Here is an 18,496-nt window from a genome sequence, read left to right on the forward strand (position 1 = left end):
ATTTTTATTTTTTCGGTACTATTGATGCTAACGATTTTTCCGTTTTCGGTAATTATTTCAATGTTTTGATATTTACCATTACGAATGATTTCAATGATTTTATCATTTGTATCAATTTTTCTGCTTACTTCAAGCAAATATGTTTCCCCTTCTTGCATTCTTACTTTAATATCCTTAAAGTCGCCAGTTCTCAAATAATATAATATTTTCATTTCGGCAGGACTTAAATCTGCACTTTTAGGGTCTTTTAATGCTAAATTAAAGTTGTTGTTAGGAAAAATATCTTTTGCCAAATAGAAGAAGTTAAACACCAAATGCGGAGGTAAATTTTCTGTTGCAATTGTTTTTGAATATAGTTCAAGCGAAATTGTACTGATTTTACCGCTTGGATAAACAATCATCAAATATGGCTCTTTCAGAATAGAGTGCATTAAACAAAAATCTATCAATCTGAAATTTGGTACAGTTTCTGTAAAAAGTGCTTCTCGAATTATAAGCAACTTATCTAAATCTAATCCAAACTCTCTAATTTGAGTAACAATATCAATCCAAATGGACTCAATTTTATCAAACTGAAACCAAGCACCCTCTTTTGAACGGTCAGCAGGTTTTAAAACCCCTTTCTTAACCCAATAACTTAAAACTCGTTTTGATTGTTCGGTAAATTTTCGAGATTTTTCTTCCCGAAAACTTTGCTTTAAATCTTCATCTAATACAAAACCAATTAAATCTTTGGTTAAGTCTTCCATCATTTCTTGATGAATTTCTTGGTCTAATTGCTTTTTAAATTCTACTAATTTTACAAAATCTAAACCTGCCATAATATTGTTTTTTTATTTTGTAAAAGTAATATAAAAAATGATGTAACAAAATAAATTTATATAAATTTTGTATTTTATATTTTTGTTAGCATAAAAAATAATGAAATAAAAAAACCTCAACACAGTTAAATGTTGAGGTTTTGCTTTCTAATTCAATCTTTTTATAAAATATTTTTAACTGATATGCTTAATTGAACTTGTATCAAAGTCTAAAATTTCTCCAACTTCATCACAAAACCAATTGTATCTATCAATAATTGATTTTTCATTCCATTGCTTTTGATAGGTGTTTTTATCATATTCTTTTACAATGTCCTGTGTAATTTTAAATGCCGTAATTTTTGAGTCCCTATCATCATATTTACCTCGACCTATGTAAACAGATATTTTAGTTTCAAAAGGATTATTACTTGCTTCTATGTTTTTAGCACCGCTCAACAAAGTTAAGTTTCCTCCCGAATTAAGCCATTGTTTTGATAAAACTGGTGTAATGTGTTTCCACTCTTCAAACTTTGCGTATTCTTTAGGTAAAATGTGTTCTGCGTGTAGGTATTGATTTAATTCTATAAATGACGGATTACTATGGTCGGAATTATTATACTCAATTAAAATCAACAACGGCTTACACCAAGGCTCTTGATAAATATCTTCTTTTAGTGCGTTCAATGCTTGACTTATAACCTTATCCTCTTCTAATTTTTTATTTAAGTCTATTTCAATATCTTCAATTGTTCTATTCTCTTTTACCCATTTGATTATATTAAAAGATGTTTGCTTAATTTGTGTCAATGTCTTTCCTGCAATCCAATACAAATAATAAAATCTTCTTAATGCTTTGCACAATTTTTCAAAATCTGAATATTCATACATTAATGCTGTCAATAAAATACTTCGCCAATACATATTCCATCGAATGTAGCGGAATGAATAAAGCAATTTATTTTCTTGAAAATATATCTCATTTTTATATTTATCGACTAACTTTTTAAAATCTGCAATAATCTCATTTGCATCACTTTCCTTGAATTTTGTTTGCAATTCATCAACCAATGAAAATTTTGGGTTTGATGCCAAAAGCATATATTCATAAATAATAAACATATCGTTTAAGGTAGTTCCCTCAATATCTTTTATTGTCTGTTCGCAGTAACGCCAATCAGCCATAAATTGCTTTTCCTTTTCATCACGCATTTCAACGTCTTCCTCGCCACTATATTTTTTTAAGATTTTCTCCAACAAATAACTTTTAATCAAATCGGCAGAAGTCAAATCCATTCCTCTATCGTTCAATACCTGAAATAATTTGATTGCAAACTCTCTTGTTGAGCAGTCAATACGAATTAATATAACCTGATTGAATATAAAGTTTAAAAAATCTCCTGCCTGTTCCTTTGAAAATTTTTGTATTTTTTCTTGAAATATAAGATAGGTATTTATGAATTTATACTTTGGCTCTTCGTCATTTTTAATGTCTTTTTTGTAAGGTTTATTAAGACTGATGCCCGACTTGTTATGAATTATAAGGCTTTCAAAATCGCTTCTGTGTTGTTCGTGAGTAAACAATTTAAGGCGTTCTGACTTGTTGTTATAAAATATAGAATTTTCTAAAACTGTAATATCTACATTGTCTAAATCCTCATCTGAACCGTTACTATTTATATCGGGGTGGATATTTCTAAACGCACAAAACAAAATCATTAATGTAGTTAGTCGTTGCTGTCCATCGACTACATCGTGGTACGAAGATTTTTCTCTTGGTAATGCCGTAATAATTGAACCCAAAAAATAATTCTTGTCCTCATTTTCATAGGCTTCCCACATATCCTGCCAAAGTTTATCTACTTGCTCATCTTCCCATTTGTAAGGGCGTTGATAGGTTGGGATTTTATATAATGCTTTTACATCTCCGAAAAGTTCTTTGATTGTAAGGCTTGATGGTTTAAATGTTTCAATCATTATTTATAGGTTTTTTGGTTTGGATTACTGCTATTTCAAAACTTTCAAATGCCAGTCTTCTTTCACAATGAACTTTATTACAAGTTGTGTTCTGTTTTCAGAAAATTTTTCGGCTTTGGTTTTATATTCTCCTTGTTCTATCTTCCAGTTTTGCATTGCTTGTCTAATTACTGACAAATCAATGCTTTGGGTGTCTTCAATGCACTTTAATACTGTGGCTAACAACTCTTTTGTTTCTGCTCTTTTGTACATTGAAACTTTAAAAAACACTTTGCTGTTAAGTTCATTAATCCCAATAAAAACCTGACTTTTTAATTCTGCTGAAACCGTTTTAAATAATGCCTCATCGTTTTGGGTTACTACATAGGTTGCTTTACTGTTCGGAAAATTCTTTTTACCAAAATAGGTTTTATTTGTTATTCCTTTTTTTATTTCAGGGGCAAATGGTCCCCAACTGTGGTTTACAAAATTCATCTTTGTTGGCACTTGAAACAAACGGTCTAACAAATACATATCTTTTGCAATCGCCATTTCTCCCTGCGGAATATTATCGTGCTTGTTGGCATCTATACTCAAACCAATTAACTGCATTTGATAAAATGCCAAGTTGAAAGATTTTGCTTTCGGCTCTTTTTTAAACTCGCCTTTAAACGCACTTTCTAAAACGCTGTTTTTAAGCCGTTGTAATGCCTCTAATTTTTTTTGATAGTGTTGGAGTAGTTGGCTGTTGTTTTGGGTTAAGCGGTCTAAATGCGACACTATGCGTTGTTGTTCCTCAAGGTCAGGAAAGCCAATTTGAAATTTTTCCAACATTGCTTTACTTAACGCCTCCCTTGTTGCTCCTCCGCCTGATTTTAACAGCAACTGTTTTTTATAAAAAGGACTTATCAGACAGTAATATAAAAATTGTGGAGTAATAATCTTCTGATTTACTCTTAAAATTGAAACGTGCTGATTTACTCTTGCAGGTAAATATTTTTCAGGGACAATGCAACATCTTGCAACGGATGCTCCAGTAATATTTAATAAAACATCATTGCTTTCAATTTGAACATTATTTAATTTTTTTGCTTGTGTTTCATCTATAAATGCAATTCCTTTTTCTCTAAATCCGCCATCGTGAACATTCATACTTCTTATTAAATGAATACCGCTACTTTTATATGAATTATAACCACCAGTAGGAGTTGAACCACTACCTATTTTTGTTGTCAAATTTTGCAATTCACTTTTATTCCAATTAAGATTTTTGATTTCAAAAAGTTCATTAAATGCACTTTCATTAAGTTGTTTAATTTTTTCGATATTTTGTTTTACTAAAACAATAGCGTTGTCTATTTTTTCAAATGATTTTTCTAAAATATTGATTAATTCTTTTTGTTCTAATATTGGTGGAATTGGAATATTAAGATTTTTTAATTTTTCTTTATTAAGTGTTTTACCTTTTACAGCATTATCCATTTCTACCTCCAAATCAATAAATTGCAATGCAAAAAATAAATACTTCTTATCAACTGTGTTTATAAAGTTTTTATTTATCGGAAGTGAAGCGATAGCCTCATTAGTATATAAATCACAATTAGCAAAAGCTAATTTTCCTAATGTTAGCTTAAAACTCATCAATAAAGCACCTTGTTTTATTACTTTAATATTGAATTTTTCTAATGCTTCATTCGTTAATTTTTCACTACTTTCATTGATAAATAAAGTTTTCATATCTCTTATTGACAGCCAAACATTTGTCCCTTTGAAATATTCAGGATTACTCCTTGGAGGGGTTTTTCCAATATTTATATCGGCAATAAGTCCCAATTTTTTATATTCCCAACCTGTTGGCAAATTATTCTTCATAACCTTGCTCAATTAATTGGTTAATACTGGTTAGTAGTTTATTTATGCTTTTATCATTAGTCTGAATGTCAGCAATTATTTCGCTTGGTGCTTGGTGTAAAACCTCAAATTGTTTGGCTGGATTTTTTGCACTGATATTATAATTATTTTTTTTTATTTCATCTATGCTTACTGTCCAAGAGTTTGGTGTGGTGGTTCTTTTTTTATATAAATTTACAAACTCCTCTAATTGCTCATATTGAATTGGGCTTTTTTTGGTTAGTTTTTTGTCTAAATTAATTTCATAGTACCAAATATCTTGCGTTCCACCTTTACGTTCAAAGAAAACTACATCTGTTTTTACTGCACTATACGGCAAGAAAACCCCAGCTGGTAAACTCAAAATAGTATGTAAATTAAAGTTCTGCAATAAATCTTGTTTAACAGCCGTAAACGCATTGTTGTTTTGAAATAAAACACCTTCGGGAATTATTATTCCTGCTGTTCCGCCTTTGGCTAATTTTTTCATAAAGTGTTGCATAAACAACAATTCGGTTGCGGTGCTTTCTACTAAAAAATTTTGTTGAATAGCACTTTTTTCTTTTCCGCCAAACGGAGGATTTGCCAAAATTATGGAGTGGCGGTCTTTCTCTTGAAAATCTCGTATGTTTTGCGTTAAAGTATTTTGTTTGTAAATATTTGGGCTTTCAATACCGTGCAAAATCATATTCATAACGCCCATTACATAGGCTAACGGTGTTTTTTCATTCCCAAAAAACATATCTTCTTTAATATGTTTTAGTTGGGTGGTGCTGTATTCGTTTTTTTTAAGCATTACATAATCGTAGGCTTGTATCAAAAAACCCGAACTTCCGACCGCACCGTCATAAATTGTATCTTTTACCGTAGGCTCTAAAACTTCAACCATTGCTTTAATGACTGGACGAGGCGTATAAAATTCGCCACTGTTACCGCCATCGCTTCCCATACCTTTAAGCAGGTTTTCATAAATAACGCTCAACTCAAACAAGTCTTCTTGACTTTGAAAGTTGAGGTCTGCAATGTTTTCTATAACCTCACGCAAAGTATGACCACTCGCAATACGATTGTTTATAAATTCAAAGATGGCTCCGATTTTGTATTTTACACTTTTTACCTCTTGCAAATTTGATTTAAAATTTTGCAAATAAGGAAACAATTCATTGTTTACAAACGCTACTAAATCATCGCCACCCATAGCATTTTTTAGGTCGTATTCTCCGTTTTCTTTGAGTGGATACGCCCATTCGTCCCAACGGTATTTGGTATCAATAATATATTTGTACTGTTTGCCATCAATTAGAGCGTCTTGGGCTTTGCTTTCTTCGTAATCGTTGAGGTATTTTAAAAACAAAATCCAACTGATTTGTTCGGTATAGTGCATTGCTCCGCTAATTCCGTCATCTCTGCGAAGTATATCGGTTATTCTATCTATTCTTGATTGTAAACTTACTATTGTCATACTGGTTTATCCTGCTTTGTACATTACTTCTTGTAACTGATAAAAAGCGTTTATTAAATTGTTTGCATTACCAAATACTTTGGCTGCATCTTTGGTTGTACCTAAACCGTTCAAATGAATTAATTCTGAAAGTTTATCTCTTTTCAGTTCCTCAATTCCGTCTTTTTTGTATCGTTCTAAAACAAAATATAAAAATTGTTGTGCTTTCTCGTTTTCGTATTCTTCAAAGAAAACACTTTGTTTTCTTGTGGCATCGGCTCTTTCGGTGCGAGTAATAAGGCTTTTATTGTAACTAATGAATGCCAACAAATCGAAAATATCACTTTGTTCTGCCTCAAAAAGTTGCTGTAAGGTTGCCATTTGCTCATCGTCAAATCCCAACTGTCCTAATTTTACTAATAGTTCTTCTCTTGTTTCGGGTTTGCTCCATAAAGTTCTTAACTGCTCTTCGTTTTCAAATAAATTAGGCAAAAACTGAATGAGTTTGTCTAAAAATTCAGAAACTGTAAGCGGTCTTCCGTCTTCTCCCACATAACGAACTTCAATATCAGTAATTTTTAATTGTCTGCCATTGCTTAATTTTACTACAATTTTTTCTTTTTTTGTTTCAGGTTCAAAATCTCCTCCATCAGGATTTTCAGGTGTTGTTGGTTGGTATGGTTTTGGCTCTTTCGGTGGTTTTGGAACAGTAATATCTCCGTCAATAATTATATCATCGGGGGGAACATCGGGCAAACCGTCCCACTCATCATCATAAAATTTGTTACTTGCTCCTGTAAAATCTATAATTGTAAAAAAATCTTTGCCCTCAAAAATTCGAGTACCTCGCCCTACAATTTGCTTAAACTCTACCATTGAATTAATCAATCTAACCAATACCACGTTTCTAACATTTCTTGCATCAACGCCAGTAGTAAGCATTTGCGAAGAGGTTAAAATTGTCGGAATATCTTTGTCGTTATCCTGAAATTTTTCTAAAAGTGTTCTTCCGTTGTCGCCCTCATCACTTGTAATTCTTACACAATAAAAAGGGTCATTGACTGTTTTGTATTTGTTGATAGCATCACGCATATTTAGAGCGTGTTGCTGATTTACACAGAAAATAATGGTTTTATCCATTTCTCTGATGTTATCCAATATGGCTTTCGCAATTAAATTGGTTCGGTCTTCAACTATAATTTTATTTTCAAAATCCGATAAATTATACATTCTATCTTCTAATTCTCCGCTAACTACAACATCGTCTTTGGTTGGAATATATTCGTCAATATTGGTGCGTATCCTTTTTACTTTGTATGGTGTTAGAAAACCGTCGTTAATTCCATCTTTCAACGAATATTCATAAATTGGTTTACCAAAATAATTATAAGTATCTACATTGTCGCTTCGTTTTGGTGTGGCTGTAAGTCCCAAATGAACCGCAGTTTTAAAATAATCTAAAATATTTCTCCACGTTCCAACTTCGTTACTGGATCCACGATGACATTCATCAATTATAATCAAATCAAAAAAATCACTCGGATATTGTTTGTAATAACCTCCAATATTTTCCTTTTCTGCAATGGCTTGATAAATGGCAAAAAATATATTTGCATTTGTTGGCACTTTACCGTTTCTGCTTCTTATTTCATCTCCATTGATTTTTACCAAATCTTTTTCTAATGGATTGAATGTATTAATGGCTTGGTCGGCAAGTATGTTTCTATCGGCTAAAAATAGTATTCGAGGTCTTCTAACTGTTTTATCAATATTCCAACGAGCCGTAAAAAGTTTATAAGCAATTTGAAAAGCAATAAACGTTTTACCAGTTCCTGTTGCTAATGTGAGTAAAATTCTTTTCTTATCATCTGTAATGGCTTCCATTACCTTGCTTACTGCAATTTCTTGATAATAGCGAGGTTTAAAATCGCCTGATAAATAAAAAGGGATTTCTAATAATTGCTTTTGTAGATTATCAATTTTTGAAAATCTCTTTTGATACAATTCAGTCGGAGTAGGGTAGCAATCAATAAACTGACCTTTTCCAGTAAGTAACGAAAACTCATAAATTTGTTTCCCATTTGTTGAAAAAACGAAATCTATATTCAGTTTTTGAGCATAATCTATCGCTTGTTGTAATCCGTTCGTTGGCTCTTTGTCATACTTTTTAGCCTCGATAATTGCTAAAGAAACATTTTGAAACCGCAACAAATAATCTACGAAAAGCCTTTCTCCTCTTTTGTTTCCTGAAAGTTTTCTACCATCAGTAAAATAATATTCCCGAACAATGCAATGCTCCTCCCAATTAGCTTGTTTTAGCTGTGGGTCAATAAATTTGGCTCTTGTGTCGTGTTCGGAGTATTTCAAATTATTCTTGAATTTTTGCAATTAAAGTTTCTACCCAAACTTTAAATCTTGGACACTTTTCTAACATTGTTTCAATTCCAATAATAGTAGCAATTGCATCTCCATCGATTACTTTTTCATACTTATCTCCATTTCTCTCCAAAATAGCAATAATTCTTTTTGATGGTGCAGTAGTTGGACTGTCATTTATGTCTTCGGGAGTTTCGTAACGAGGGGCAATTGATTTTAATTCTCGTAAAACTTTTTCATCATCATATTGAAATTCAAATCCATCTTCTGACGAAAAAAGTAATGCTTCAAACTCGTGCAATTGAATGTAAGGTATGAAATTTTTTACATTAATGCCATTTTGTGCCAAATCATCTTTTAAGCCTTGTTCCATCAATTCCACGCCAATTTTTCCGTTGGGTTGGTCAATTTTAGCTTCTTTGTACTTTGGATAATTATGTTTTTCTAAAATCCCATAATAATCAAAAAAAGTAGTTAGGATTTTGTCTTTATCCGCAAGATGATTTCTTAATTCGGGAAGTAATTTTGAATATTTAACAATTCCTCCTCCTGAATGCTTAATAGGTGTAATCTCAATATAAACCCCAGTTTTGGTGTGTATATAGGGAGCCAAAATAGAATAAAATACTTTTACCTCTGTTTGTCCCTCAACGATGCAATGAACTCTTTTCATATTAATACGGCTGTCCTTTAATAATATTTTTTTGCCAAAGGTCGCCTAATGTAAAATCGGATAACCAATTATCTAAATTACCTTTTTCTAATCTGTTAAAAACTGACTGACTATCAACTCTATCAACTGTTATAATGTTTTCAGGTTCAAAATTTCCTACTAAATTAACCGATTGCGTGGATATGATAATTTGACTTTTAGCGGATGCTTTTTTAATCAATCCTGCAAGAGTGTTTATTGCAACAGGGTGCAAACCCAATTCAGGTTCGTCAATTATAATTATTTCAGGCATATCAGGTTGCATAAGCAAAGTAGCTAATGCTATAAATCGTAAAGTACCATCAGAAAACTGCATAGCATTAAAAGGAATGTCAGGGTGGTTTATTTCCCTCCACTCTAAATTAATTCTTTCTTCATTCAATCTATCGGGTTGCAACTGAAATTTCTCAAAATACGGAGCAACAGATTTTATTAAATGCTCAATTCTTCTAAAATGCTTATTGTGTTTTTCTTGTAAGAAATATAAAAACGCTGCTAAATTCCCTCCGTCTTCTCTTAAAATTATATTGTCATTTATAGTTGCAGGAGTTCTTAAAGGTGCGGTATCGCTTGTATCGTGAAAATGATATATCTTAAAACTATTTAGATATGAATTTACCCACTTTGCAATATTTTCTGTTGAATTTTTTAGTTTACTTTCTTTAGAATTGTAACTTATTTGCTTTGAGAACCAAGTGTTTTTATATGAAAACTCGCTTCCTTTTTCACTGTTAAAAGCCCCGTTTTCATAGCCTAAAATTAGAGTGTTGCTATCTGTTGCTTGTAACGAGAATATATAAGCATTCGTATTGTTAAAAACCAACCTTGATTTTATTTCAAAAGTGTTTTTAGTTCCGAAATGCAACAAAGTTTCTGCTCCTTTTTTTAAAGAATAATTTTCTAATCTCTGTTCGTAGATATTATTTATTAATTTAAAAAAGGAAATGAAATTGGATTTACCAACACCGTTTGAACCTATTAAAATATTAATTGGTTCTAGGTCTAAATCTATTTTTTTAATTGATTTATAACCCTCTATTTGGATATTATTTATCATAATATGACTGACTACAATTCAATGGTTATTTTTCCTTGAAATCCTTTCTCAACAATATCGATTAGAGTTTTTAATTTTATATTGGCTCCTTCCTCTCCCTCTATTCTTGAAATATAACTTCTTTTTTTACCAACCTTTTGAGCTAGTTGCTCTTGGGTCAAGTTTTGTTTTTCTCTTGCTTCTTTAATCAATTTTCCGACATCGATTTCCATACAAAATATTTTATTAAAGAAAATTAATGCGAATGTAACTCAAAAGTAGCAATTCACAAAATTATTTACCATCAATGTCAATCACTCTTCAACTGAAATTACCGAACAGTCCTCCAAACTAACTTTTGCCGTTAAACTGGTTAATATTACTGCTCCAAAACTATTTTCCCCTCTGTATTTCATATAAACAACGGCATAATCTCCAAAAAGTCTGTATGTGGTTTCAACGTGTTCAAAACTTTTCGGATTGCCCATTGTTTTCTTTCTCATTCTAACCAATTCAGTATGTGAACCGTCCCAACCATCTAAACATTTTTCTTCAAATTCTTTCTTTCTCTTCTCGTTAGCCTCCTGTTGTTTTGCCACTAATACTTCCGCATCGTTATTCAATTTTTGATTTTCAATAATTTTCTTGTCAATCAAAGTGTTATAATCAGGAACTTTGTTATTTTCATATTCTACTTTTCCAGTTTTGGAATAGGTAATATATGTTTTTTTGGATACAATTTTTCCGCTATTATCAACTTCAAAATGTATTATATAATCTACTAATTTTCCATTTTTAGCATCGTTTAATAAATAGGTGTTTTCACTTTCAAAATCAAATCTTGGATTGAAAACCAATATTTTCTTTTTGCTTAAACTATCCATTTGTTCTGAAATATATCCGTCATTTGGATAAACTGTCGAGTAATTACCCTTGTTAAAAAACTCTCCTATTTCGCCCAATTTTGAAATATTTTGAATAGACTTGTCAGTAGTTATGTTTTTCTTCACATAGTCTATTAAGATGTCTTCTTTGTCCTCAAATTCCATTTCATCGGAACTGCTGAACTGGTTTGTTTTTGAATTATTTTTTGAAATGTTAGGATTTGCAGTTACACCAACAACAAACAAAACAAATAATAAACCGCCTTTGATTAGTTTATTATTCAAAAAGTTAAATTTTGACTTCCAAAATTCAGTAAGTGGAGGCATTAAAAGAAGTGCAATTATAAGAAAAATTACCGCTGATAAAAAAGCCTTGTCGAGTAAAGAGCCTAATATTGCGAATACGAAAATTACTGATAAAATCCATTTTGCAATTTTGAAAATAGATTGTTTTGTACTGGTTAAATTTGGATTTGTCATAATTAATAGATTTTGAGTTTACCGAAAATAAAAGGAGTGCTAACTAACAACATCCTCTACTCAGGTTACTGGTATAACCCACAAAAGCAATGAAGCAGAAGCACCCCAGTTTGGGGCTTCCTACAATCATTCGCTTTTGTCTATTAATATTACCAGTATTTGAGTAGAAAAACGAATTGCAAAACGCAATATCTATATGTTATTTAACCTTTTTTATGTTCTTATATTTTTTTATTGTTTTAAAAATTGGCTGTAAAGATAAGTATTTATACTAAATATTTTAATCCTAAATTATTTTATACCTATCAAATAAAGTTTTTACTTGAGCCTGATGGAATGGTTTATTTGTCCGTGTTTTAAACCCTAATTCGTTGATTTCCTTTGTAATCTGATAAAATGATTTTCCACTTTGTCGAAAACTTACAATTAACGCCCCTGCTTTCCTGCTATTCTCGTTTTGGATAGCATTTTGTTTTCTGACTTCTAAACTATTGGCTCTTGATTGGTCAGTTAGATTTTGTGGACTTCCTAATTTTACGCCTTTCTTTTTTAATTCTGCTAACGCTGATTTTGTTCTCTCGCTTATAAATCTCGCTTCCTGTTCGGCAAGTGCAGAAAAAATATGTATTGTAAATCGGTTTGCTTGTGGTTGGTCGCAAATTACAAACTCAATATCATTTTCCATTAATTGAGCAATAAAAGAAACACTTCGGCTCAACCTATCCAATTTTGCAATAATAAGTTTTGCATTGTATTTTTCGCAGTATTGAATTGCATCTTTCAAACCCTGCCTATCATTTCCTTTACTTGTTCCACTTTCAATATCGGTAAACTCTGCTATTGGTTCAATCTCTTTCAGATAATTTTGAATTGTACTTTTTTGTGCTTCAAGTCCAAGCCCTGAATTTCCTTGTTTTTGGGTCGATACCCTGTAATAACTTACGAATTTTGACATTGCTAATATTTGTGAAAAGGAGATTTAATAAGCATTAGTATTCTAAAAAATAAAAAAGGACTTAAAAAAGCCCTGTTTGGTGTAGTTGAGGTTCGCCCTGTTTATTGATATGTATTACTTCCCAACCTCTGCGGTTCATATCCTCTCCAATCAAATTATTTCTGTGGCAATTATTAAAATCTAATTCAGAACACATTACAACCATTCTGTACCCAAACTCTAAACCTCTTTCTAAATACTCTATTCCTTTTAAGTATGGAATTGACTTTCGGAGTTTATCATAGTCTAATTTTCCATTTTGGTAAAATTCTTCACTCTTTGGCTTTCCACCTAATTCAACTTTGTTGATGTACTGTATTCCGTATTCTGATAATGTAACTTGAAATGCTTTAGAATTAAATTCAGGTTTAAATCTTGATACTGGATTTGTTCTTACATCTACCAATAACTGAATATCGTTTTTTTGAAGTATTTCGATAAATTGTTTCATACTTCTATTTCCGTATCCTATACTATATAATTTGCTGTTAATCATTGTTTTAAATTTATTATTACAATGTAAATCTACTTTTAACAGCTTGGTACTACAAGTTTTCGATTAAATATTACTCAAGTTTTTTGAAATTAATTCTTTCAACATTACATTAATTTGCTGGTTTTTGATATTAAAAGTATTTCCGCCTGAATTTCGCTTTTCTAAAATTTCTGCAAACAGTTTGATAGCATTGATATTGCCCTCTTTTCCTGATTGGTACAATGCAACCATTAAATTACTGAACATAATATTGAACATCTGCATTTCTTCTTTCAGATATTCTCCCATTTCAAATTGTTCTAAATGTTTTGATATGGTTTGCCTTGACAGGCTTGTAATAGATGCTAACTCCGTTATAGTTGGCATACTTCCTCTTTCCTCCAATAAATTCTCTATCGTGCTTTTAATCCTTGCGTGGTTGCTATCCCAACTTCTATTTCTACTTTTTTCAATTAGTACATTCTCATACTTCTTTGCTTCCAACTCATATTCTTGTGAATTATAGATAGAACCTAATCTTTGACTTACTTCGTAAGAAAGTAATTCTCTTTCTCGCAAGTTCAACCTTGCAATATCTTCTTGCGTAATATAATATTCAGGATTTAATAAATGCCTAATAACATCAAATGGTTCTACACTTAATGTTAAGTTTTGTAAACTTTTTTCTGTTCTTTCGTTTTCTATTTTTTCTACAAACAGATTCATAACATTGTTTTTAATATTTTCAAATCATTTTACATTTCAATAAATTGCACAGGTTTTAGCGGTTGCTATTTCTTGTCAAATAAAAACCCTAATATCCTTTTCACTTTTTTCCTTTACTTTCATAATGCTTTTTCTTGCATTTTATACAACTATGAATTAAGTCGGCTTCAACTTGTTTTAGGTATTTTTTGCCTTTTCTGATACGATTTGGCAAACCCTCTAAATTATTCACATACTTAACAACTTCAAAGCATTCAGATTTCGCACGATTTCCACTTCTATCTTCTAAAAAACTAAAACTTCTTTTGGTTTTAATATATCCTACCTCTTCTGCATCTTGTTTGTATCTACAAGCCGTTGAAATAGAAATATTCAAACACTTTGCTAAATATCCATTTGCCATAGGATAAAATCCGTTTGATTTCTGACTGTTCGTAATGGGAAAACCCTTAATATTTCCCGACCGTCTATTGAAATAACGTTTTTTACATAAATAATAACAAATGACAACTGCACAGCATAGTGCTTTAAAGTTTTTGTAGTTTTCAGGTTCAAATAAATAACCTGTTTTTAAACTTAAATCTAATTTTAATGATAAATTTCTATAACTGATAATTCTTAATACACTTCTTTTTCTGTTGCCTGTAATCCACTTGTTTTCAATTAACCAATCTAATGATTTTTTTACTGTTTTCTCGTGCATTCCTATATCCTCCGCCCATTTTTTGCAACTGCTCTTATTGTACTCAACATATCCATTATCTTCCAGTTTAAGATGTATATACAACTTTAAATGACTAATTTTGCGATTAACCAAAGCGTACTGAATTAATGATACTGGTATATTGGTAAATTTTTTCATTATACGCCTATCTGTAAGTTAAGTTTACTTGTAATAGGGTATAAGCCAACTTCTTCTAAAATTGGTTTTAAATCGTAGAGTTTCTTAAAATCTACATAGATTTGGTTCGTAATTAGTTCCTTATTGGGTACAAACCTCTGAGAAATCAGAGGTTTTTTAATTTACACTCTTTCGTGATCTGGTTTCCAATTTTTAATTGCTTTTTTTATTTCATCGCCAGATAATTTTTCTTTAATACTTTTTTCTACTAGCGAAACAAGTTCATCATCCGATGCAAATCGTAAAGCAAACAATTGACTGTCATTAAATTGATACTCTATTTCTTCAAATCTCTTTCCTGTTACTATGAAATAATTGTATCTTATTTCTAGTCGTATAATTCGGTTTTGTAATACCAATGCATAATGTTGACGCAACATAAATGCCAAATAAAATAAAAATACAAACACAACGCTAATAAATATCCAAACTAATTTTTCTGGTTTAGTAAAACTGAAATAAATACTTGCTGTTAAAAAAGCAATCAAAATTGGATAATAAACAAAATGATGTGGCGTGTAAAAACGTATGTGATTTTTATAAGATTGTACTTTCATATTTTAAACATTTTTAATTACATAAGTAACAATTCCCCAAATGATTAACTCGTTTTCATCAGTAACTTTTATGGGTTGGTAAGCTTTATTTTCTGGCATAAGATACACACAATCTTTTTCTACAAGAATTCGTTTTACAGTAAATTCGCCATCTATAAAACATATTGCAATTTTATTATTTTGTGGTTCTATGCTTCTGTCAATTACTAGAATATCACCATCGTCAATTCCTGCGCCAATCATTGATGTTCCGCTTGCTTTGGCATAAAATGTGGCTTCTCTATTTTTTACTAAAACATTATCTAATGATATTTTAGCTTCGTCAAAATCGGCTGCTGGCGATGGAAATCCTGCTTTTATTCCAGCTTCTATAAATGGTAATTCTATAGGATTTTCTAAATCTGGTAAGAAGAAAGTTAGGTTGTTTTTTTTCATATATTTTTCTTCAAATTAGATACATTTTACCTTCATAATATCTTTAAAATCGGTGGTATATTTTGGTGATAAATTATTTTGTTTCATTTTCCAAGTGCGTTGCAAATCTTGATTGCCAAAGCGTATTTTGCGTTCGCCGGTTTTCTTTTGATGTGCATCTATAACTTGCATTAACTTTAAATGTTTTGGATTTTCTTCTTCAAATAAATGAAATTGCTTTTGATCTTGCGGAATAATCTGTGTAACTATAATTCCTGCTTTTTTATAAATTTCACCTTCTTCAAAGATTTCTTTTAGCATTTTTACAGCTAAGTTACTTATGGTTAAACTAGAATTGGAAGCATAAGGAAGAGTTTCCATTTTGTAGAAATTATATTTTTGTAAATCGACTTTGTATTTGTCTTTCCGAACATATAAAATTACACCATAGCAACACGAATTTTGTTTGCGTAATTTCTCTGCACAAACTGTTGCAAAGGTTGAAACGCGTTCTTTCATTTCGTTAAAGGTTGTAATGTTTCCTTCAAAACTTCTTGTGGTTGCAATATTTTTCTTGTCTGTTGGTTCTTCAAGTTCTAAAACCGATTTTCCTTCTAGTTCATATTTTAATCTGATGCCAACAACTCCCATTTCTTTCTTGATGAAATTTTCGTTTTGCGGCAATGTAAAATCAAAAGCTGTTAGAATATTTTGTGCTTGCATTTTCTTTTTCAATCGTGAACCAATTCCCCAAACGTCTTCTATTTTAGTCCATTTTAATGCTTTAATTCGTTTTTCATCATCATCAATTACATAAATTCCTTGTGTTCTCTCTTGATATTTTTTAGCAATTCTGTTGGCAACTTTTGATAATGCTTTGGTAGGAGCAAAGCCAACACAAACCGGAATTCCAACCCATTTTTGCACACGTTGTTTCATTTGCAAACCATAATTATGATAATCTGCAATGTTCATTCCGTCAAAATTCATGAAACTTTCGTCAATACTATAAATTTCTGTATTTGGTGTAAATTGTTCTAGAATTTTCATTACACGATTACTTAAATCGCCATAGAGTGCATAATTAGAAGAAAAAACTTTTACATTTTTATCAAATAATTCTTGTCTAATTTTAAATTCTGGTGCTCCCATTGGAATGCCCAATTTCTTTGCTTCGTCACTTCTAGAAATAATGCAACCGTCGTTATTAGACAAAATAACAACTGGTTTTCCATTATATCGAGGTTGAAAAACACGTTCGCACGAAGCATAAAAATTATTACAATCAACTAAAGCATACATTTTGTAAAGTTACTCAATAGTCAATTATACGAAAGTTAAAATTTGTTATTGTTGATAACTAAAAAACCATCAAAATTGCTTTTGATAGTTTATTGAGTTTTTTATTTCTTCAAAATCTCCAAAACGGTTCCCAACATTACATTGGCACCTATTGCTAAATCTTCGTAAGAGGAATACTCTAATGGATTGTGGCTGATACCATCTTTGCAGCGCACGAAAATCATTCCGTAATCACAAACATAAGATAATGCTAAAGCGTCGTGAAATGGACCACTCATCAATTCTGGCGCATCTAAGTTTAATGTTTTACATTGGTTATGAATGATTTCTTTTATCCAATCGGCACAATAACGCGGATCGCTTTTGGTATCTTCCGATATAGAATAAGTGAGTTGGTGTTTTTGAGTAATGGATTCTATTCGGTCACGAAGTTGTTTTTCGTAACGATTTCTTCTTTCCAAATCGATGTCGCGAAGATCAACTGTAAAAATAACTTCTTCGGGAATAATATTTCGTGAAGCAGGAAAAACATTTAATGTTCCTACAGTCCCAACCGTTGGATTGCCTGGAACTTGAGTAGCTATTTCGTTAACAGCCACAATAATTTCGGCTGCACCAACTAATGCATCTTTTCTGATAGGCATTGGTACAGAACCTGTGTGTCCTGCCATTCCTTTTAGTTTTACTGTCCACCATAATGGTCCCGAAATACCTGAAACAACTCCAATGGGTTTGTTGTCCAAATCAAGAATTGGTCCTTGCTCAATGTGTAATTCTAAAAAACAAAAGATGCTTCCGGGTTTGTATTCGGATTCCTTAAATTTTGTGATGTCGCAACCAAAATCCTTGAGTGCTTGTTCGCGTGTGATTCCATCTTTGTCGGCGCGTTGTAATTCGCCTTCCTCGAGTTTTCCTAAAATGCCTCGTGAACCAAATAATCCTTTATTAAAACGCCAACCTTCTTCATCGGCAAAGGAAATGACTTCGATGCTTCGTTCGGGAACAATTCCGTTTTCGGATAAAGTTGCAACAACTTCAATAGCGCATAAAACTCCAGCAACACCATCAAATCGTCCTCCATAAGGTTGGGAATCGAGATGTGAACCCATCATTAATACTGGTAAATCTGGGTTTTTGCCTTCCAAACGACCAATAAGGTTTCCAAAATTGTCGATATGTGTTTTCATTCCTGCTGTTTCCATCCAAGAAGCGGCAAGTTCGAATCCTTGTTTTTCTAATTGGGTATGCGCTGGTCGACAGGTTCCGGTTTCTCCAATTTTACCAATTAAGCTCATTGCTTCGAAATGTTGTTGAAGTCGAGTGGGATTAATATTCATATTATTCTAAATTTTGAATTCTAAATTTTAAATGAAAATGTGATTGAAATTATTAGCTTCAATTTAAAATTCAACATTTAAAATTTAAAATAATTTTTTAATGATCATTTAAAGGTAAACCTTGTTTTTGCCAATCTTTCCAATTCACATATTCTGGTGCAACTCGGTGTTCTTCCATAGTGATACATTCGTCGACTGGACAAACCAATTTGCAC

At 31.5% G+C, this 18,496-nt stretch carries 17 protein-coding genes; all 17 read right to left on the minus strand.

The annotated features are described in order from the left end of the window. Positions 1 to 821, minus strand: an 821-nt coding sequence (locus tag ACH2BO_RS04975) for a hypothetical protein (RefSeq protein ID WP_395043644.1), incomplete at its 3' end; no start/stop codon positions are given. A 174-nt stretch (positions 822 to 995) separates the two neighbouring features. Then, positions 996 to 2,777: a DUF262 domain-containing protein gene (locus tag ACH2BO_RS04980; protein ID WP_395043645.1), complete on the minus strand. Its 1,782-nt coding sequence runs from the start codon at positions 2,775 to 2,777 to the stop codon at positions 996 to 998. Positions 2,778 to 2,807: 30 nt separating this feature from the next. Beyond that, positions 2,808 to 4,628: a restriction endonuclease subunit S gene (locus ACH2BO_RS04985; RefSeq protein ID WP_395043646.1), complete on the minus strand. Its 1,821-nt coding sequence runs from the start codon at positions 4,626 to 4,628 to the stop codon at positions 2,808 to 2,810. Beyond that, a complete protein-coding gene (locus ACH2BO_RS04990) occupies positions 4,618 to 6,108 on the minus strand; it encodes an N-6 DNA methylase (protein WP_395043647.1) in 1,491 nt (496 codons plus the stop codon). Before ACH2BO_RS04990 ends, ACH2BO_RS04985 begins: the two co-directional genes overlap by 11 nt. Before the next feature lie 6 nt (positions 6,109 to 6,114). Beyond that, entirely contained in the window at positions 6,115 to 8,454 is a 2,340-nt protein-coding gene (gene hsdR, locus ACH2BO_RS04995; protein WP_395043648.1) for an EcoAI/FtnUII family type I restriction enzme subunit R, read from the minus strand. A gap of 1 nt (position 8,455) precedes the next feature. Beyond that, positions 8,456 to 9,136 carry a DUF4276 family protein gene (locus ACH2BO_RS05000; RefSeq protein WP_395043649.1) on the minus strand — a complete coding sequence of 227 codons (681 nt, stop codon included), beginning with the start codon at positions 9,134 to 9,136 and terminating at the stop codon, positions 8,456 to 8,458. A 1-nt stretch (position 9,137) separates the two neighbouring features. Next, complete coding sequence (locus ACH2BO_RS05005; RefSeq protein ID WP_395043650.1) at positions 9,138 to 10,232, minus strand: AAA family ATPase; 1,095 nt, start codon at positions 10,230 to 10,232, stop codon at positions 9,138 to 9,140. A gap of 11 nt (positions 10,233 to 10,243) precedes the next feature. After that, complete coding sequence (locus ACH2BO_RS05010; RefSeq protein WP_395043651.1) at positions 10,244 to 10,444, minus strand: helix-turn-helix domain-containing protein; 201 nt, start codon at positions 10,442 to 10,444, stop codon at positions 10,244 to 10,246. Between the two features lie 81 nt (positions 10,445 to 10,525). Continuing rightward, positions 10,526 to 11,575 (minus strand): hypothetical protein, encoded by a 1,050-nt coding sequence (locus ACH2BO_RS05015; protein WP_395043652.1) that lies wholly within the window; start codon positions 11,573 to 11,575, stop codon positions 10,526 to 10,528. A 286-nt stretch (positions 11,576 to 11,861) separates the two neighbouring features. Next, positions 11,862 to 12,530 carry a recombinase family protein gene (locus ACH2BO_RS05020; protein ID WP_395043653.1) on the minus strand — a complete coding sequence of 223 codons (669 nt, stop codon included), beginning with the start codon at positions 12,528 to 12,530 and terminating at the stop codon, positions 11,862 to 11,864. A gap of 61 nt (positions 12,531 to 12,591) precedes the next feature. Next, the gene (locus tag ACH2BO_RS05025; protein ID WP_395043654.1) at positions 12,592 to 13,065 is read right to left on the minus strand and encodes a DUF488 family protein; all 474 of its coding nucleotides are present in this window, start codon (positions 13,063 to 13,065) and stop codon (positions 12,592 to 12,594) included. A 63-nt stretch (positions 13,066 to 13,128) separates the two neighbouring features. Continuing rightward, positions 13,129 to 13,770, minus strand: coding sequence for a hypothetical protein (locus ACH2BO_RS05030; RefSeq protein ID WP_395043655.1), 642 nt, complete (start codon positions 13,768 to 13,770; stop codon positions 13,129 to 13,131). Positions 13,771 to 13,870: 100 nt separating this feature from the next. Beyond that, a complete protein-coding gene (locus tag ACH2BO_RS05035; RefSeq protein ID WP_395043656.1) occupies positions 13,871 to 14,632 on the minus strand; it encodes a hypothetical protein in 762 nt (253 codons plus the stop codon). 161 nt (positions 14,633 to 14,793) lie between these two features. Further along, a complete protein-coding gene (locus ACH2BO_RS05040; RefSeq protein ID WP_395043657.1) occupies positions 14,794 to 15,228 on the minus strand; it encodes a DUF6526 family protein in 435 nt (144 codons plus the stop codon). 3 nt (positions 15,229 to 15,231) lie between these two features. Continuing rightward, complete coding sequence (locus ACH2BO_RS05045) at positions 15,232 to 15,663, minus strand: LexA family protein (RefSeq protein WP_395043658.1); 432 nt, start codon at positions 15,661 to 15,663, stop codon at positions 15,232 to 15,234. A gap of 15 nt (positions 15,664 to 15,678) precedes the next feature. Beyond that, positions 15,679 to 16,944, minus strand: coding sequence for a Y-family DNA polymerase (locus ACH2BO_RS05050; protein ID WP_395043659.1), 1,266 nt, complete (start codon positions 16,942 to 16,944; stop codon positions 15,679 to 15,681). A 101-nt stretch (positions 16,945 to 17,045) separates the two neighbouring features. Next, positions 17,046 to 18,281, minus strand: coding sequence for a M20 family metallo-hydrolase (locus ACH2BO_RS05055; RefSeq protein WP_395043660.1), 1,236 nt, complete (start codon positions 18,279 to 18,281; stop codon positions 17,046 to 17,048). Positions 18,282 to 18,496 lie beyond the last annotated feature (215 nt).

The organism is Flavobacterium sp., from assembly GCF_043773265.1.
Classification (GTDB): domain Bacteria; phylum Bacteroidota; class Bacteroidia; order Flavobacteriales; family Flavobacteriaceae; genus Flavobacterium.